This window comes from Thermocatellispora tengchongensis, from assembly GCF_014202315.1.
GTDB classification, from domain to species: Bacteria; Actinomycetota; Actinomycetes; order Streptosporangiales; family Streptosporangiaceae; genus Thermocatellispora; species Thermocatellispora tengchongensis.
Window position 1 is genome coordinate 309,068 of record NZ_JACHGN010000006.1, and the last position, 16,816, is coordinate 325,883.

The 16,816-nt window shown below is 72.9% G+C and carries 15 protein-coding genes; 8 read left to right on the forward strand and 7 right to left on the reverse strand.

The window, feature by feature from the left end; all coding sequences use genetic code 11:
- The gene (locus HNP84_RS16145) at positions 1–1,053 is read left to right on the forward strand and encodes a LacI family DNA-binding transcriptional regulator (RefSeq protein ID WP_185050526.1); all 1,053 of its coding nucleotides are present in this window, start codon (positions 1–3) and stop codon (positions 1,051–1,053) included.
- A 30-nt stretch (positions 1,054–1,083) separates the two neighbouring features.
- Here the strand turns inward: HNP84_RS16145 and HNP84_RS16150 are convergent, their stop codons facing one another.
- Positions 1,084–1,683 carry a TetR/AcrR family transcriptional regulator gene (locus HNP84_RS16150; RefSeq protein ID WP_185050527.1) on the reverse strand — a complete coding sequence of 200 codons (600 nt, stop codon included), beginning with the start codon at positions 1,681–1,683 and terminating at the stop codon, positions 1,084–1,086.
- Positions 1,684–1,774: 91 nt separating this feature from the next.
- On the opposite strand from HNP84_RS16150, the gene HNP84_RS16155 reads away from it, so the two are divergent.
- From HNP84_RS16155 to HNP84_RS16170, 4 genes are all read left to right on the forward strand, one after another.
- Positions 1,775–2,212, forward strand: coding sequence for a nuclear transport factor 2 family protein (locus tag HNP84_RS16155; RefSeq protein WP_185050528.1), 438 nt, complete (start codon positions 1,775–1,777; stop codon positions 2,210–2,212).
- Complete coding sequence (locus HNP84_RS16160; protein ID WP_185050529.1) at positions 2,205–3,023, forward strand: NmrA family NAD(P)-binding protein; 819 nt, start codon at positions 2,205–2,207, stop codon at positions 3,021–3,023. Before HNP84_RS16155 ends, HNP84_RS16160 begins: the two co-directional genes overlap by 8 nt.
- 88 nt (positions 3,024–3,111) lie before the next feature.
- Positions 3,112–3,600 (forward strand): MarR family winged helix-turn-helix transcriptional regulator, encoded by a 489-nt coding sequence (locus tag HNP84_RS16165; RefSeq protein WP_185050530.1) that lies wholly within the window; start codon positions 3,112–3,114, stop codon positions 3,598–3,600.
- A gap of 71 nt (positions 3,601–3,671) precedes the next feature.
- Complete coding sequence (locus HNP84_RS16170; RefSeq protein WP_185050531.1) at positions 3,672–5,123, forward strand: MFS transporter; 1,452 nt, start codon at positions 3,672–3,674, stop codon at positions 5,121–5,123.
- A 71-nt stretch (positions 5,124–5,194) separates the two neighbouring features.
- Here HNP84_RS16170 and HNP84_RS16175 read toward each other — a convergent pair whose 3' ends face one another.
- A complete protein-coding gene (locus HNP84_RS16175; protein ID WP_185050532.1) occupies positions 5,195–6,001 on the reverse strand; it encodes a glycerophosphodiester phosphodiesterase in 807 nt (268 codons plus the stop codon).
- A 390-nt stretch (positions 6,002–6,391) separates the two neighbouring features.
- On the opposite strand from HNP84_RS16175, the gene HNP84_RS16180 reads away from it, so the two are divergent.
- From HNP84_RS16180 to HNP84_RS16190, 3 genes are all read left to right on the forward strand, one after another.
- The gene (locus tag HNP84_RS16180) at positions 6,392–7,522 is read left to right on the forward strand and encodes a sensor histidine kinase (protein WP_185050533.1); all 1,131 of its coding nucleotides are present in this window, start codon (positions 6,392–6,394) and stop codon (positions 7,520–7,522) included.
- The gene (locus tag HNP84_RS16185; protein WP_185050534.1) at positions 7,519–8,172 is read left to right on the forward strand and encodes a response regulator; all 654 of its coding nucleotides are present in this window, start codon (positions 7,519–7,521) and stop codon (positions 8,170–8,172) included. The genes HNP84_RS16180 and HNP84_RS16185 overlap by 4 nt, the downstream gene beginning before the upstream one ends.
- A gap of 106 nt (positions 8,173–8,278) precedes the next feature.
- Positions 8,279–10,249: an MMPL family transporter gene (locus tag HNP84_RS16190; protein ID WP_185050535.1), complete on the forward strand. Its 1,971-nt coding sequence runs from the start codon at positions 8,279–8,281 to the stop codon at positions 10,247–10,249.
- 117 nt (positions 10,250–10,366) lie between these two features.
- On the opposite strand, the gene HNP84_RS16195 is transcribed toward HNP84_RS16190, so the two are convergent.
- The 5 genes from HNP84_RS16195 to HNP84_RS16215 all read right to left on the reverse strand — a co-directional run bounded on the left by HNP84_RS16195 (position 10,367) and on the right by HNP84_RS16215 (position 16,710).
- Positions 10,367–11,326 (reverse strand): glycoside hydrolase family protein, encoded by a 960-nt coding sequence (locus tag HNP84_RS16195; protein ID WP_185050536.1) that lies wholly within the window; start codon positions 11,324–11,326, stop codon positions 10,367–10,369.
- A gap of 161 nt (positions 11,327–11,487) precedes the next feature.
- Positions 11,488–13,551, reverse strand: coding sequence for a glycoside hydrolase family 2 protein (locus tag HNP84_RS16200; protein ID WP_185050537.1), 2,064 nt, complete (start codon positions 13,549–13,551; stop codon positions 11,488–11,490).
- 26 nt (positions 13,552–13,577) lie between these two features.
- Positions 13,578–14,420: a carbohydrate ABC transporter permease gene (locus HNP84_RS16205; RefSeq protein ID WP_185050538.1), complete on the reverse strand. Its 843-nt coding sequence runs from the start codon at positions 14,418–14,420 to the stop codon at positions 13,578–13,580.
- Positions 14,417–15,337 (reverse strand): carbohydrate ABC transporter permease, encoded by a 921-nt coding sequence (locus HNP84_RS16210; protein ID WP_185050539.1) that lies wholly within the window; start codon positions 15,335–15,337, stop codon positions 14,417–14,419. The genes HNP84_RS16205 and HNP84_RS16210 overlap by 4 nt, the downstream gene beginning before the upstream one ends.
- A complete protein-coding gene (locus HNP84_RS16215; protein WP_185050540.1) occupies positions 15,337–16,710 on the reverse strand; it encodes an ABC transporter substrate-binding protein in 1,374 nt (457 codons plus the stop codon). The genes HNP84_RS16210 and HNP84_RS16215 overlap by 1 nt, the downstream gene beginning before the upstream one ends.
- Positions 16,711–16,816 lie beyond the last annotated feature (106 nt).

Genomic DNA, 16,816 nt, shown 5'->3' on the forward strand with positions numbered 1-16,816 from the left:
GTGGCGAGATCACGAAGTGGCCCGAGCCAGGCGGACATCGCGCGCGAGGCGGGTGTCTCCCAGTCGACGGTGTCCATGGTGCTCACCGGCTCGGGCGACCTTGGCAGGATCTCGGCCGAGACCCAGCGCAGGGTGCTGCGCGCGGCCAGGCAGCTCAAGTACGCCCCGGCCGGCCAGCAGCGGGCCGCGACAGGCGGGAGGCAGGCGCCGCTGCTGCTCGGCGTGCACACCTTCGAGCCGATCTTCCCGACCAGCGCGCGCGACTACTACTTCGAGTTCCTGCAGGGCATCGAGGAGCAGGCCGGCATCGAGGGGTGCAACCTGGTGCTGTTCACCGCCGCGCCCAGCGAGGACGGCGTGCGCCGCATCTACCGGGGCTCGGTGAACGGGCTGCGCCAGGCCAACGGCAGCCTGCTGCTCGGCCACCACGCCCACCGCGACGACCTGGCCCGCCTGGCCCGAGACGGTCACCCGTTCGTCTACATCGGCCATCGCGAGGTGCCGGGCACCGAGATCTGCTACGTCGGCGGCGACTACCGCACCGCCACCGGGCACATCGTGGACGAGCTGGTGGCGATGGGCCACCGCGAGTTCGCCTACCTCGGCGAACGCGAGCGCGACGAACCGCAGGTGGACCGCTGGGAGGGGTTCAGCGCCGCGCTGGCCAGGTTCGGCCTGCCGGTGCCCGTGCCGGCCTTCGAGCGGCCGGAGGACCTCACCGCCCAGTGGCTCGACGAGACCGTGCGGCTGGGCGCCACCGCCGTGCTGGTGGAGTCGGTCGGCCTGCTCCGCGTGCTCACGGCCATGATCAGGCTGCGCGGCCTGCGTGTCCCCGGGGACCTGTCGGTGGTGCTGCTCGTGGACGACCCCGGCAGCGAGGCCGGCCACGGGCCGTGGGCGGCGCTGCGCATACCGCGCAACGCCATGGGCCGCCGGGCCGTACGCCTGCTGACCGCCCTGGTCACCGACCCGGGCGGCGACTACGAGCGCCAGATCCTGCTGCCGTGCTCCCACTCGCTGGAGGGCACGGTCGCCCCGCCCCCGCAGGGCTGATCCCCGGCGCGGCGGGGCGGGCGCCGGCGATCAGGGGGCGGCGCCCCCGCCGATCGCGTGGCAGAGCATGTCGGTGAGCCTGTCGAGATAGCCCGGCCCCGCCTCCGCCGCCCGGACGACGAGCCGCCAGTAGACCGGCGCGGCGATCAGGTCGAGGGCGAGCTCCAGATCGGTGTCCGGCGGCAGCTCGCCGCGCTCGATCGCCCGCCGCAGCATCACCATGCCGCGTTCGCGCTTCGGCGTGCCGACCATGGTCTCGACGACCTCGCCCAGCTCCGGGCTGCGGGCCACCTCGGCCACCATGTCGGCCATGATCCGGGAGAACCGGGGGTGGGTCAGCCACCGCATCACCGTGTCGAGCGTCGCGCGCAGGTCGCCGCGCAGTGAGCCGGTGTCGGGGACCTCGATCTGCGCCAGGCTGAACTCGGAGATCACCGAGATCGCCATCTCCTGCTTGGACGGCCAGCGCCGGTACAGCGCGCTCTTGCCCACCCCCGCCCGCTTGGCGACGGCCTCCATCGACAGCCGCGCATAGCCCTGCTCGGCCAGCTCGTCGAGAACGGCCTCGGTGATGGCGTTGGTGACCGAGGGCTGCAGCACTGCTGCGCCGGTGGGTGTGCGGCGTGCCATGCGACGAGTGTAGCGATTGGACGATACGGGCCCGTCCTGTGTACCTTGTGGATGGGACGATACCGTATCGTCCATTCGTAAAGGAGTGCCGATGAACGCATCCGAGCTGGTCGATCACGCCTTGGAGCTCCTGCTGGCCAAGGACATGCGGGCATTCGCCGGGCTGTGGGCCGAGACGGGGGTGATCGAGTTCCCGTTCGCGCCGCCCGGCTATCCGCCGCGCGTCGAGGGCCGTGCCGCGATCGAGGAGTACCTGCGCGACTACCCCGACATCCTGGACATCCGGGAGTTCCCCCAGCGGGTCGTGCACCGGACCGCCGATCCCGAGGTGGTGATCGCCGAGTTCGAGGCCGCCGGCTTCGTGGTCCGCACCGGCGAGCCCTACCGGATGCGCTATGTCGCCGTCATCACCGTGCGCGACGGCCGCATCCAGAACTACCGCGACTACTGGAACCCGCTGGACGCCGCCGCGGCGATGGGCGGCCTGGAGGAACTGACCGGCGCCTTCGCGGGAGGTGCCCGTGACTGAGGTCCTCGTCATCGGCGCGACCGGCACGACCGGGTCGAGGCTGACCGCCTTCCTGCGGGAGCACGGCGTACCGGCCAGACCGGCGACGCGCACGCCGCGCCACGCCGGGCAGGTGCGGTTCGACTGGTCCGACCCCGGCACCCACGCGCCCGCGTTGCGCGGGGTCTCGGCCGTCTACCTCATCGCCCCCGTCGCGGTCGCCGATCCCGTCCCGCTGGTCGAGCCGTTCCTGGAGGAGGCCGTGCGCCAGGGCGTCCGGCGCGTGGTGCTGCTCAGCTCGTCCGCGGTGCCGGAAGGCGCGCCGGGGCTCGGCGCGCTGCACCGCCTCGTCCGCACCGCCGTGCCCGAGTGGGCGGTGCTGCGGCCGTCGTGGTTCATGCAGAACTTCACCAGCGCCTCCTTCGGGCTGAGGGCGCGCGACGGCGAGATCCTGTCCGCGACGGGGAAGGGCCGGGTCGCCTTCGTGGACGCGGGCGACATCGCCGCCGTCGCCGGCCACGCGCTGATCGAGGCCGAGCCGCACAACACCGAGCACATCCTCACCGGCCCCGAGGCGCTGAGCTACGCCGACGTCGCCGCGATCATCACGCGGCGGACCGGCAGGACGGTCCGCCACCGGGCGGTCACCGAGGACGAACTGGCCCGGCACTTCACCGAACAGGGGATGGCCCCCGACTACGCGGCGCTGCTCGCCGGGCTCGACACCGGCATCGGCGCCGGCTCGGAGGACCGCGTCACCGACACCGTCGAGCGTGTCACCGGCCGCCCCGCCCGCACGTTCCGCGCGTTCTCGGAGCTGGAGCTCCGATAGCCGGGCGGATCGCAGGGCTCGCGCGGACCGGGGCTGATCGTCCTTTCGCGGATAATCCGCCCCGGAACGACTTGGGTAGGCTGGCGGTATGACGGCCATGGCTCCCGCGCGTACCGAAACCGACCTGTCGTTCCTGCTCGATCACACCAGCCACGTGCTGCGCACGCAGATGGCCGCGGCGCTGGCCGAGATCGGGCTGACGCCGCGCATGCACTGCGTGCTGGTCCACGCGCTGGAGGAGGAGCGCACCCAGATCCAGCTCGCCGAGCTGGGCGACATGGACAAGACCACGATGGTGGTGACCGTGGACGCCCTGGAGAAGGCGGGGTACGCCGAGCGCCGCCCGTCCAGCACCGACCGGCGGGCGCGGATCATCGCGGTGACGCCGGCGGGTGCGGAGATCGCCAAGCGCAGCCAGGAGATCGTGGACGGCGTGCACCGGGCGGCGCTGAACGCGCTGCCCGGCGACGAGCGGGAGGTCCTGGTGCGCGCCCTGAACCGGCTGGTCGCCGGGCATCTCGCCACCCCCGCCGAGGCCCCCCGGCAGGCGCGGCGGGCTCGGGAGCGCGCAAAGTAGGTCCGTCAGGGATCGTCTATTACGGAACTATCTGCTACGGTCTCTCTTGTCGACCTGAGACGGGAGAGACCATGTCGTACGTGCGCAACTCGCGCTGGACCGCGCTGGGCGTGCTGTCCGCGACCGGACTGATGACGATCCTGGACGGCAGCATCGTGACGGTCGCGATGCCCGCCATCCAGAAGGACCTGGGCTTCTCGCCGGCCGAGCTGAGCTGGATCGTCAACGCCTATCTGATCCCCTTCGGCGGCCTGCTGCTCCTGGCGGGCAGGCTGGGCGACCTGATCGGGCGCCGGACCATGTTCCTGGCCGGAAACGCGATCTTCACCGCCGCCTCCGTGCTGGCGGGCGCGGCCACCGGCCCCGGCCTGCTGATCGCCGCCCGGTTCCTGCAAGGCGTGGGCAGCGCCCTGGCCTCCGCCGTGGTCCTGGGCATCCTGGTGACCCTGTTCACCGACTCCGGCGAACGCGGCAGGGCCATCGCGATCTTCAGCTTCACCGGGGCCGCCGGCGCCTCGATCGGCCAGGTTCTGGGCGGGGTGCTCACCGACGCCCTGAGCTGGCCGTGGATCTTCTTCATCAACGTGCCGATCGGGCTGGCCACCATCGCGCTCGCCATCCCGGCGCTGCCCGCCGACCGGGGCATCGGCCTGGCGGCCGGCGCCGACGTCGCCGGGGCCGTGCTGGTGACCGGCGGCCTGATGCTGGGCATCTACACGGTCGTCAAGGTCGAGGAGTACGGCTGGCTCGCCGCCCACACCCTCGGCCTGGGCGCGGTGTCGCTGGCCCTCCTCGGCGCGTTCGTGGCACGGCAGGCCACGGCCCGCGCCCCGCTCATGCCGCTGCGCGTCCTGCGCTCGCGGAACACGGTCGGCGCCAACCTCGCCCAGATGCTCACCGTGTCGGGGATGTTCGCCTTCCAGGTCCTGGTCGCGCTCTACATGCAGCGGGTCCTGGGCTACGGCGCCCTGGAGACCGGCCTGGCGATGCTCCCGGCCGCGGTGGGCATCGGCTCGATCTCGCTGTTCGTCTCGGCCCGGCTCAGCGCCCGCTTCGGCGCCCGCGCCGTCCTGATGGCCGGCCTGCTGCTGCTCGTCGCGGCGATGCTGCTGCTCACCCGGGTCACGGTGGACGCCGGCTACGTCACCCACCTGCTGCCCCCGATGCTGCTGATCTCGGGCGGCGGGCTGGTGCTGCCGGCGCTGGCCACCCTGGGCATGTCCGGCGCCCGGGAGAGCGACGCCGGGCTGGCCTCGGGGCTGTTCAACACCACCCAGCAGGTCGGCATGGCCATCGGCGTCGCCGTGCTGTCCACGATCGCCGCATCGCGCACCGGCGAACTGCTGGCGGCGGGGGCCGGCCAGGCGGCGGCGCTGACGGGCGGGTACCGGCTGGCGTTCGCCATCTCCGCCGGACTGCTCCTCGCGGCCTTCGTGGTGGCGCTCGCCGTACTGCGCCGGCCCGCCGCGCGGGCCGCCGTCGCGCGGGAGACGGCAGCGATGGAGACCTCCGCGACGTCCTGACGATCACGGCGGCGACGCCGGTGATCGGAGCCCGTGCGACGGGGCTCCGGCCACCGGCGTCGCCGTTCGCGCTATCTGCACCTGCCCGCCAGCCAGGCGCGGTACTCCTTGGTGTAGTTCGTCATGACGCTCTTGGGCGCCTGGGCGAGCACGGCCTGCCACCGGCGGGTGTTGCCGGTCCAGGGGGGCACGGGCTCGTCCCAGGCCACGCTGTCGGTCCAGCGGGCGGCGGAGCCGCGCAGCAGCGCCGGATGGCGCGCGGCCAGCTCGCGCTGGATCCAGGGGTCCTGTGAGTAGACCATGATCCGCTGTTCGTCCTGGCGGTCGCGGATCGGGTCCGAGATCTCCCGCCAGGCCCTGGCCCCGAGCGCCGGGTCGGCCAGGACGCTTCGCGACCTGGGCTTGATCTCCAGCAGGGCGATCAGCCCCCGGGACTTCACGTGGTCCAGCCACTCCCGCAGCGAGTAGACCCGCTCGCCCCGGTACGGCCCGCGCGCGATGCGGCGATCCCGCAGGCTGCCGGTCCCGGCCGTCCACCGGGTGGCCGTGATCCTCCGCGTGTCGCCGGTCAGGCCGGCGGTGGTCGGGTTGTGCCACATCACCGCCTGGCGCCCGCGTTTGGTCAACTGGACGTCGCCCTCCACCCCCTGGGCGCCCCAGGTCTTCTGGTCGTTCACCGCGCTCGGGTTGTTGGGCTGGCGCACCCGGTCCTTGTCCCGGGCGTCGTCGGTCGTGGGATAGCCGCCGTGCCCGAACACCAGCGGGCAGGCGGGCAGGGCGACCGCCCCCGCCTGCGCGCCCGAGGCGGACGGCGGCGGGAGCGCCGGCGGTGTGAGCACCGCCAGGGGCGCCATCGAGACCGCGAGTGTCACCGTCATTCTCATGCGCTGGACCCCCATCCGTGACTGTCGGCCAGAAGCCTGATCCGTACGCCCGCATTCCGCACTCCCGCTCGGCGGCCAGTGGCGATTACGCGAAGCGGCGATCCCGGCAACCTGACTACCGGCACAGAATCGGTCCGTGCGGAATGCAGGCGTACGGGCTGCTACGTGGCCGGCCACCCCGTTGCAGGGCCCTCGATTTCCAGCATTTCCTAGCCAAGACCTGCGAAAACGCCCCAACGTGCACAACGGGCGACATTTTGCCCAGAGGGCGGCCAGGCCACAGCCGCACCAATGGCGACCCGCGATTGCGCTACCGCGCGCGGCGTAGCCGGATACCGCGACCGGCGGATGCGGGCGGGGCGGCGGGGCGGTTAGCGTACGGGGGTGAGATCGTGGGGGGCCGACGTGGCGATGGCCGCGGGGGCCGGAGTGGTCGTGGGCTGGAGCTCGGTCGCCGCCCACGCGAACCAGCCCGACGCCCGCCCGCTCGACTGGCTCGGGTGGTGCCTGCTCGCCGCGGCGTCGCTCTCCGTGGCGTTCCTGCGCCGCCGCCCCGAGGCCGCCATGGTGATCGCGGTCGCCGCGGCGGCCGCCTACTTCGCGCGCGGCCACGCCTACTCCTTCTGGCCCGCGCCCGCGCTGGTCGCGATCTTCGCGGTCGTCGCGCGCGGAAGGCGCCGCCTGGGATGGGCCGGCGCCGCCGTCGCGGTGGCGGTCCCGGGGATCGGCGTGCTGCGTGAGAACAGCCTGGACAACGTGGTGGCCGGGCTGGTCTGGGCACTGATCGTGATCCTGGTCGCCCAGGCCGGCGAGGCGTCCCGGGTCCGCCGCGCCTACACCGCCGAGGTCGAGCGCCGCGCCGAGGAGGCCGAGCGGAGCCGGGAGGAGGAGGCGCTGCGCCGGGCACAGGAGGAGCGGCTGCGGATCAGCCGCGAACTGCACGACGTGACCTCGCACACCGTGTCGCTGATCGCGTTGCAGGCCGCCGTCGCGGCGGAGGCCATCGACCGCGAGGGCGGCCCGCCCCGGGCGCGAGAGGCGCTGTCGGTCATCCGCTCGGCGAGCAGGGAGGCGCTGGCGGAGATGAAGGCGGTGCTGGGCGTGCTGCACCCCGGCGCCGCGCGGGGGCCGCTCCCGGGCCTGGACCGGATCGGCGAGCTGGCCGCGGCCGTCACCGAGGCCGGGGTCGCGGTCACGGTCACGATGCCCGCTCCGGCGCGCCCGCTTCCGCCCGCCGTGGAACTGGCCGCGTACCGGGTCGTGCAGGAGGCGCTGACCAACACGGTGCGGCACGCCGGGGCGAAGGCGGCGTCCGTCACCGTGCGTCTCGACGGCGACGCGCTGGCGGTGGAGGTCACCGATGACGGCCGGGGCTGCGCGGAGCCGGCCGGCGGGTTCGGGCTGCGGGGGATGGCCGAGCGGGTGGCCGCGCTCGGCGGCAGCCTGCGCGTCGGCGACGCGCCCGGCGGCGGCTTCCGGGTGGCGGCCCGGCTGCCGCTGGAGGCGGCCCGGTGATCAGGGTGCTCATCGCCGACGACCAGCCGATGGTACGCGCCGGGCTGCGCGCGCTGCTCGACGGCGAGAGCGACATCGGCGTGGTGGGCGAGGCGGCCACCGGCGCCGAGGCGGTGCGCCTGACCGGCGAGCTGGGCCCCGACGTGGTGATGATGGACATCCGCATGCCCGAGCTGGACGGCATCGAGGCCACCCGCCGCATCACCGGCTCCCATCGCGCCAAGGTGGTCGTGGTCACCACCTTCGACCTGGACGAGTACGTCTACGCGGCCCTGCGCGCCGGCGCCAGCGGGTTCGTGGTCAAGGACGCCGAGCCCCAGGAGCTGCGCCACGCCGTGCGGGTGGCCGCGCGCGGCGACGCGCTGCTGTCGCCGGGCGTCACCCGCAGGCTGATCGCCGAGTTCGCCGCGCGTCCGGGCCGCGAGCCGCCCGTCGCCCGGCTCGCCCCGCTGACCGCGCGCGAGCGCGAGGTGCTCGCCCTGGTCGCCGAGGGGCTGAGCAACGCCCGGATCGCCGAGCGGCTGCACATGAGCCCCGCCACGGTCAAGACGCACGTCAACCGGATCATGGCCAAGCTCGCCGCGCACGACAGGGCCCAGCTCGTGATCATCGGTTACGAGACCGGGCTGGTGCGGCCGGGCTGGATCTGACTACCGCCGACGGCGTAGCCGGGGGACCGCGGCGGGTGGACGACCCGCGTACGAGTGCGCTCCTACCGTCATCGGGCGAATGCCGCACCGATGGAAGGAGCACCCGATGTCACGACTGGCGCGATTGTGCGCGCGCCGCCGCTGGACGGTCATCCTGCTGTGGCTGGCCGGGACGGCGGCGCTGATCGCCGCCGCCGTCGCGGCCCCCGGCCCGGTCACCGCGGAGTTCTCGCTGCCGGCGACGGAGAGCGGGCGGGCCGCCGAGCTGCTCGGCGACCGCTACACCGAGCCGGACGGCTCCCTGGTGGTGGCGGACGTCGCACCGGAGGACCCGCGGGTGTCCGCCCTGGTGGCGCGGATGAGGGCGGTGCCGGGCGTCACCGTCGGCCCCTTCACCACGGCGCCGGAGGGCGACATCTCCTCCGCTCCCCTTCGGATCAGCGGAGCGGACGCCGCGGCGGAGCTGAAGCGGATCAGGGACTCGGCCGGCATCCGCGCCGAGCTGTCCGGGGACGACTTCGCCGACTTCGCGCCCGGCGGCGCGGTCGAGGGAGCGGGCCTGCTCGCGGCGGCGGTGATCCTGCTGGTGGCCTTCGGCTCGCTGATCGCCATGGCGCTGCCGCTGTTCACCGGCGTCATGGGCGTCGCCTGCGGCGTCGCCCTGCTCACCCTGGCGCGGCACCTGGTCCCCACCGCGGACTTCGCCGTCTACCTCACGATCATGCTGGGCCTCGGGGTCGGCATCGACTACGCGCTGCTCGTCGTGACCCGCTTCCGTACCGGCCTGCGCGACGGGCTGGACGTCCCGGACGCCGTCGAGCGGGCGATGGCGACGGCGGGGCGCTCGGTCCTGTTCGCGGGCGTCACGGTGATCCTCACCGGGGCCGGCATCCTGTTCCTCGGGCCGGAGCTGGGCGGCGGCATGGCGCTGGCGGCCGGGGCCGGCGTGCTCATGGTGATGGCCGCGGCGCTCACGCTGCTGCCCGCGCTGCTCGCGCTGATCGGGCGGCGCATCGACCGGTTCGGCCTGCCGTACCGGTCGCGGGAGCCCGGCGGGGCGGGCACGCTCGCGTTCCGGTGGAGCCGGGTGGTGCAGGCCCGGCCGCGGCTGACCGCGGCGCTCGCCCTCGGCCTCCTGGCGGTCATGAGCGTGCCCGCGCTGGACCTGCGCCTGGGCTGGTCCGACGCGGGCAACCGGCCGGTGTCCGACACCACCAGGCGCGCCCACGACCTGCTCGCCGAGGGGTTCGGGCCGGGCGCGGGATCGCCGCTGGTGCTGGCCGGGCCCGGTGCCGCGGACGTCGCCGCGCAGGTGGCGCGCACGCCCGGGGTCGCCGCCGTGACGCCCGCGGGACCGGACACGCTGCTCGCCGTGCCCACGACGGGTCAGCAGGACGAGGCGACCGCCGATCTGGTGCACCGGCTGCGCGCGGAGCTGCCGCCCCCGATCCTGGTGACCGGCATGACCGCGGCGGGCCTCGACTACGCCGAGTTCACCGCCGGACGGCTGCCGTGGCTGGTCGGGGCGGTGCTGCTGGCGTCGTTCGCGGTGCTGGTGCCCGTGCTGCGCAGCGTCGTGCTCCCGGTCAAGGCGATCGTGGTGAACCTGCTGTCCATCGGCGCGACGTACGGCGTAGTGGTCGCGGTGTTCCAGTGGAACCTGTTCGGCGGCCTGCTGGGGCTCGGGCAGGGCGGTCCCGTGGACGCCTGGGTGCCGATGATGCTCTTCGTGATCGCCTTCGGCCTGTCCATGGACTACGAGGTGTTCCTGCTCACCCGGGTCCAGGAGGAGTACTCGCGGCTGCGGGACAACGCCGCGGCGGTGGCCCGGGGGCTCGCCGCGACCGCCCGGGTGATCACCGCCGGAGCCGCCATCATGATCTGCGTCTTCGCGGCCTTCGGCGCCTTCGACGACAGGGCGCTCAAGACGATGGGCATCGGCCTGGCCGCCGCGGTGCTGGTGGACGCGACGCTGGTCCGGCTGGTGCTGGTCCCGGCGGTGATGGAAATCCTGGGCGACCTGAACTGGTGGATGCCGTTCCGGACGCGCCGCGGGATGGGTAGAGTTGATCAGTGATCCCCGGGTCCACCGGATCGGGGGATCAGGGCGGGTCTGGTGGTGGCTCAGACGGACCCGCCCGGCCATTCCATCGCCCCGTTCCCGCCGCCGTCCCGCCGTCGTCAGCCGCCGCCGTCAGCTCGCGGGGAGCCGGATCAGGCGCAGCTCGTGCGCTCCGTCCGCGCGCGTCATCTCGTAGTAGATCCGCCACTCGCCGTCCACGACCAGCGCGTCCACGTACCGCACCGAGCCGGTGCCGTGCGGCGCGGTGACCCACGGGCCCTCGTCCGAGAGCCGGTGCCAGGTGAACAGGTCGGCCGAGACGGCGATCCCGCACCGCTCCTCGTAGTTCTCCTCATGTGAGGCGGAACCATCGTAGAAGCCGACGTATCCGCCTGCGGTCCGTACGACGCTGTTCAGGCGCACCTGGTAGCGGTTCCAGCCCGCCCCCACCGGCAGGACCGTGCCGTGCCAGGTGAAGGTCTCGCCGTCCAGGCTGGTGGCCAGGCCGGTGGGGTGCGTGGTGACGCCGACGTTGTAGATGTCGGCGGTCGCGTGGGCCTCGGCGCCCAGCCCGCTCAGCGCCTCGGCGAAGCTGGCGAACAGGTACGTCACCGGCCCCACCCGCATGACGTACGGGTCCTTGACGCCCTCGGTGCCGGTCGCCGCCGCGGTCAGCACCGGGCGGCGGGCGGCGACGTCGAACCGCGACGGGTCCTCGGCCGTCAGCGCGTCGATGCGCCACCGGTTGTCGGCCGGGTCCACATAGGAGAGGAACAGCCGGAACCCGCCGTCGTCGCCCGGGGTGAGGCAGAAGCGCTCCATCGACGGGGTGCCCAGCTCGTCCTTGTGCACCGACCAGACGTCGGTGAAGTGGACGCCGTCGTCGCCGACGGCCACGGCGCACCGCCAGCCCCGTTCGGCCTCGGCGCCCCGGGGACGCCGCTGCCGGTAGGTGAGCCAGTACCGCTCACCGTCGTGCAGCACGCCCGGCGACCCGGTCCAGTAGCCGGGCTCGGCCTTCTCCGGGCCGAGCACCACCGTCCCTTCCGCCGGGTCGAACGGGGGCAGGGGCATGTGCACGCGATTCACCATGACTCCTCAAGCGGTGCGGAACAGCCGGTCCGGCGCGCCGGCGCCGAGCGCTCCACACGATGCCACACCATGCCCCGGCCCTCGTGCGCGAGCCGGCCCCCGCCGAGCCGCAGGTCGGCCGCATGCCCGACCGGGGCCGGTCGTCAGGCGTCCTGGGACGGTTACCGGGGCACGGCCGCCGGGTCGTCTCCGATCACGGGGGCGGTGTGCGTGTCGATGTCCAGGGCGGTGCGGGCCACGACGGTGCCGTCGGCGACCAGGGTGAGGTGCAGGCGCCCGCTGGTCCAGCCGGGTGGCAGCTCGGCGTGCACCTCGGTGGGGAGGCTGAGCAGGAACGGCTTGGCCTCCACGTGCGGGCCCGGCGTGCCCGGGGCGGCGGGGGCCGCGCCGAGGACGGGGGTCCAGGCGGTGTGCACGCGCCCGCTGACCGGTTCCGTGCCGTGGTGGGAGACACGGACGGGGACGGTGATCTCGCGGGTCTCGCTGAGCAGGTCGCGCCCCGGCGCGACGGGGACCACGTCGAGGACCAGCGTGGTGACGGCGTTCACGTCCGCGGGGTCCACGCCGCCCAGGTCCTTGGCCCGCCGCTCGAAGTCCAGCAGACCGGCCGACTCGTGTTCGATGTCGTACAGCTCGGTGTAGACGTAGCCGGCCACGCGCTCGTGCCGGCGCAGCTCCTGGGTCTGCCAGCGCAGGTGCCAGGCGCGTTCGACGCTGGTGAAGCCGCCGCCGTACTCGCTGTTGAGGAAGGGCAGGCCGCGCAGCGGCTGGGACGGCGCGCCGGCCAGCTTCTTGCGTACGACGTAGTCCGGGCCGAGGCGCACCGGGAAGTCGTCCTGCTCGCCCTGCACCAGCGCGGCCAGGGTCCTGGCCCAGGACGCGGCCGACTCGTCGTAGTAGTGCCAGTCGAGCAGGTCGGTGCGCACGTGGGTCCAGCCCGAGTTGTCCACGGCGGGCCTGGTCGGGTCGAGCTCCTTCAGCAGCTCGTACGCCCGCGCCGCCGCCCGCTGCTTGGCCGGATCGCCCGGGATGTCCCAGTCCAGCCCCCACTCCTCGTTGTACAGGCCCCAGATCACGATCGCCGGGGAGTTGCCGTCGCGCTCCGTCATGGGCGCGATCTGCTCCTCGAACGCGGCGACGGACTCGGGGGAGAAGCGGCCCGTCGCGGCGGGCTCGGCCCATACCAGCATGCCGAGCACGTCGGCGTGGTACACGAAGCGCGGGTCCTCCAGCTTCAGGTGCTTGCGGACCAGGTTGTACCCGGCCGCCGCGGCCAGCTCGATGTCACGGCGCAACGCCGCGTCGTCGGGGGCGGTGATGCCGGTACGCGGCCAGTAGCCCTGGTCCAGCACGCCGCGCACGAACAGGCGGCGGCCGTTGAGGTACAGGTCCTCGCCGATCACCTCGATCCGGCGCAGGCCGGTGTAGCCGGCGACGGAGTCGGTGCCGTCGGCCGAGGTCAGCACGGCGTCCACGTGGTACAGGTGCGGGTCGGCGGGGGACCACAGCCGGGGCCGGGCGACCGGGAGCGTGGCCCGCGCGATCCTGCCGGCGCCCGGGGCGGCCTCCGCGTCCGGGACCGGGACCTCGACGGCGGTGTCCGTGCCGCGCAGCGTGAGCCGGAGCACCGCCTGCGACGGGCCCGCCACCCGGGCCTCCACCTCGATGGCGTCCAGCCCTTCGGAGGGGCGCAGCTTCAGCGCGGCCAGGTGCGTGGCGGGGCGCGCCTCCAGCCAGACGCTCTGCCAGATGCCGGACGACGGGGTGAAGCACACGCCGTCGAAGTCGTCGCGCGGCACGCTGCGCTGCTTGCCGTGCGCGATCTCCCGCTTGTCCAGCGGCGCGGAGACGCGTACCACCACCTCCTGCGTGCCCTCGCGCAGCGCGTCGGTGATGTCTGCCTCGAAGGGCGTGTAGCCGCCCCGGTGGGTGACCACCTCCACGTCGTTCACCCACACGGTGGCCTCGTGGTGCACGGCGCCGAAGTGCAGCACGACCCGCTGTCCCGACCAGGCGGGCGGGACGGTGACGTGGCGGCGGTACCAGGCGACCGGCAGCCAGTGGGCCTCGATGCCCGACGCGGGGGTCTCCCAGGCGAAGGGCACGGTGATGGTCCGGTTCCAGGCGGGCTCGGTGTCGGCCCGGAAGTCCCACTCGCCGTTCAGGCACGACCAGGTGTGCGACCGGTCGAAGTGGGGCCGGGGGTATTCCGCACGCGGCGTCATGGTGCTCCGTTTCCAGTAGGTGCGGGTCAGCCCTTGACGCTGCCCGCGAGGATGCCGTTGATGAAGTGGCGCTGCAGCAGCACGAAGATCGCCAGCAGCGGCAGGAGCGCGAGGCTGCCCGCGGCGAGCAGTTCGCCCCACACCGTCGCGAAGTCCGCGCCGATCCGGTTGCCGGTGATGTTCTGCGCCAGCGTGGCCAGCACCACCTGCAGCGTCTGGTGCTCGGTGTCGTTGACCGCGACGACCGGCCAGACGACGTCGTTGTAGACGTTCATGGTGGTGAGCACGGCCAGCGCGGCCAGCCCCGGGCGGATCACCGGCAGTACGACCCGGGCGAAGATGGCGAACTCGCCGGCCCCGTCCACCCGCCCGGCGTCGATCAGCTCGTCCGGGATGGCGGCGATGGTCTGGCGCATCCAGAAGATGCTGAACGCGTCGATGCTGCCCGGCAGGATCAGCGCCTGGTAGGTGTTCACCCAGCCGAGCGCGCTCATCTCCAGCAGCAGCGGGATGATCAGCACCAGGGTCGGCAGCATCAGGGTCAGCAGCACCACGCCGAACAGCAGGTTCTTGCCGGGGAAGGCGTACTTGGCGAACGCGTAGCCGGCCAGCGGGCAGAAGAACATCGTCATCGCGCCCTTGACCGCGAGCACCAGCGCCGTGTTCGCGAACCCGGTGCCGATCGGCACGTCGGCGAGCATCGCCCGGTAGTTGTCCAGCGTCGGCCCGCCGAGCGAGAGCGGGCTGGTGATGATCTCGGCCGCCGGTTTGAACGAGGAGCTGACCGCCCACCAGATCGGGTACAGGAACGCGATGGCGAGGACCGTCAGCACCGCGTACTGCACGGGGCCGGGCCTGGTCTGGTTCATGAGGTTCCGTCCTTCGGCCGCAGCAGCCTGACCGAGACCAGCGACAGGCCGAAGACCAGCAGCACCAGCAGGAACGAGTTCGCGGCGCCGGTGCCCAGGTCGGAGGCGGTGATGTGCTCGTACAGGTAGAGGCCGGCGGTGGTCGTGGAGCCGTACGGGCCGCCTTCGGTGACCACGAACGGCTCGGCGAACATCTGGAACACGGCCAGCGTCTGGACGACCACCAGGAACGCCATGCTGCGGCGTACCAGGGGGAGGGTGATCGACCAGAACTGGCGCCACCGGGAGGCGCCGTCGAGGGAGGCGGCCTCGTACACGCCGCCGGGCACGGCCTGCAGCCCCGCCAGCAGGATGATGATCGCGAATCCGGTGGTCTTCCACAGGAACAGCAGCGCGAGCGTCGGCTTGGACCAGGCCGTGGAGGTCAGCCAGCCCACGTCCGGCAGGCCCACCAGGTTGAGCAGATAGTTGACCGCGCCGTAGTCCCGGTCGAAGACCACGATCCACACCTGCGCCATCGCCACCAGCGGGGTCACGAACGGCGCGATGAACGCCACCCGGAACAGCCCGCGCAGCCGCAGCCTCGCGTTCGCCAGCAGGACCGCGCCGCCGAGACCGGCCACGAGCTGGATCGGCACGATGAGCAGCCACATGACCGCGCTGTTGGCGAGCGAGGCCCAGAAGTCCGGGCTGGTCAGCAGATACAGGTAGTTGTCCAGGCCCACCCAGTGGGCCTCGCCCGCGCCCCGCCAGCGGGTGAAGCTGAGCTGCAGCGCGTAGATCAGCGGGTAGGCGCCGAACGCGGCGAAGACCACGAAGAACGGGGCGATGAACAGGTAGGGCGAGAGCCGGACGGCCCGCCAGGGCCGCGGCCGGGCGTGGGCGGCTCGCGCCGCGGAGGTCGTCAGGCTCGACATCACGACCGGTCGATCAGGTTGCGCTGGATCTTCCGCGCCGACTCCGCGATCACGTCGTCGGGCGTCATGGCGCCCTCCATCAGGCGCTGCAGGTTGTCGCCGAGGTAGTCCACCGACTGGGCCCACCACCACGGGATCGGCCCCGCCGCCGGGATCGTCGCCGCCGCCTCCACGGAGATCTTCCACAGGTCCTGGCCGCCGAGCGCGTCGATGGGCTGGAACAGCGGCTTGTCGGGGTCGAGCGCCGGCTGGTAGCTGGGGATGGAGGTGGACAGCCCGCCGGGGTAGACGGGGTTGGGGCCGTACACGGCGGTGTAGCCGGGCTCCTTGAAGCACAGGAACTCGTACAGCAGCCAGGCCAGCTCGGGGTTCTTGGCCTTGGCGGGGATGATGAAGCTGCTGCCGCCCATCGCGCCGCTGCGCGCGCCGCCCGGCGTCCAGGCCGGCAGCGGCGCCGCCCGCCACTTGCCCTTGGTGGCCTTGAGAAGCTGCTGCGGCGCGAACGACCACCAGATCGCCCACGGCACGAACACCTGCTGGCCGCTCTCCAGCGTGTTGACGTCGGCCGGCTCCAGGTACGGCGCGTGGGTGACCAGGCCCTCCTTGACGGCGCTCTGGATCCAGGTGAAGATCCGCCGGTACTCCGGGGAGTCCAGCCGGAGCCTGCCCTGCGCGTCGGCGAGGCTGGTGCCCTGCTGGTTGGCCAGCATCTCCAGCCAGAGCTGCCCGAGGAACGGGTTCTTGTCCAGGTGGATCGGCCTGGTCTTGGGGTCCTTCTCCTTGATGGTCCTGGCCGCGGCCAGCAGGTCGTCGTACGTGGCCAGGCCGGCCGGGTCGATCCCGGCGTCCTGAAGGATGTCCTCGCGGTACCAGAGCAGGCCGGGGTCCAGGTCCCACGGCACGCCGTAGATCCTGCCCTCGACGGTGTTCACCGACAGCTTGTACGGCGAGGTCTGCTCGCGGTACGGCGCGATCAGGTCGGTCAGGTCGAACAGGTGCTCCGCCTGCCCGCCGATCCTGGCGTCGTCCCAGAAGCTGCCGTCGGGCACGTCGGTGCCGCTGATCAGCGTGTTGGCCAGCTTGGCGTCGATGTCCACCGCCTGATGGTTGACCTTGACCCCCGGATACGCCTCGCGGAACTTCGCGATGGCCGCGTCGAACACCTTGAACAGGTCGCCGGACCGGTTCCAGATGGTGATCTCGCCTTTCGCCGAGGCCGAGGCGGTGGGTCTGGCGAGCCTGCTCGGCTGCGCGCTCGCCCCGCCGGGGGCGGTGGGGGCGCAGGCCGCCAGCGCGCCGCCGGTGACGGCGAGCGCGCCGACGCCAAGGGCTCCCTTGAGAAATCCACGGCGGTCCATCGGGGGTTCGGCCATCTCTGACTCCTCGGCCTGTGCTCCGGTGAGAGCTCTGCAACGATGCAGACATCATGCATACTTGTCTGCAACGATGCAATACCGGGTTAGGATCTTCCCGGGCCCG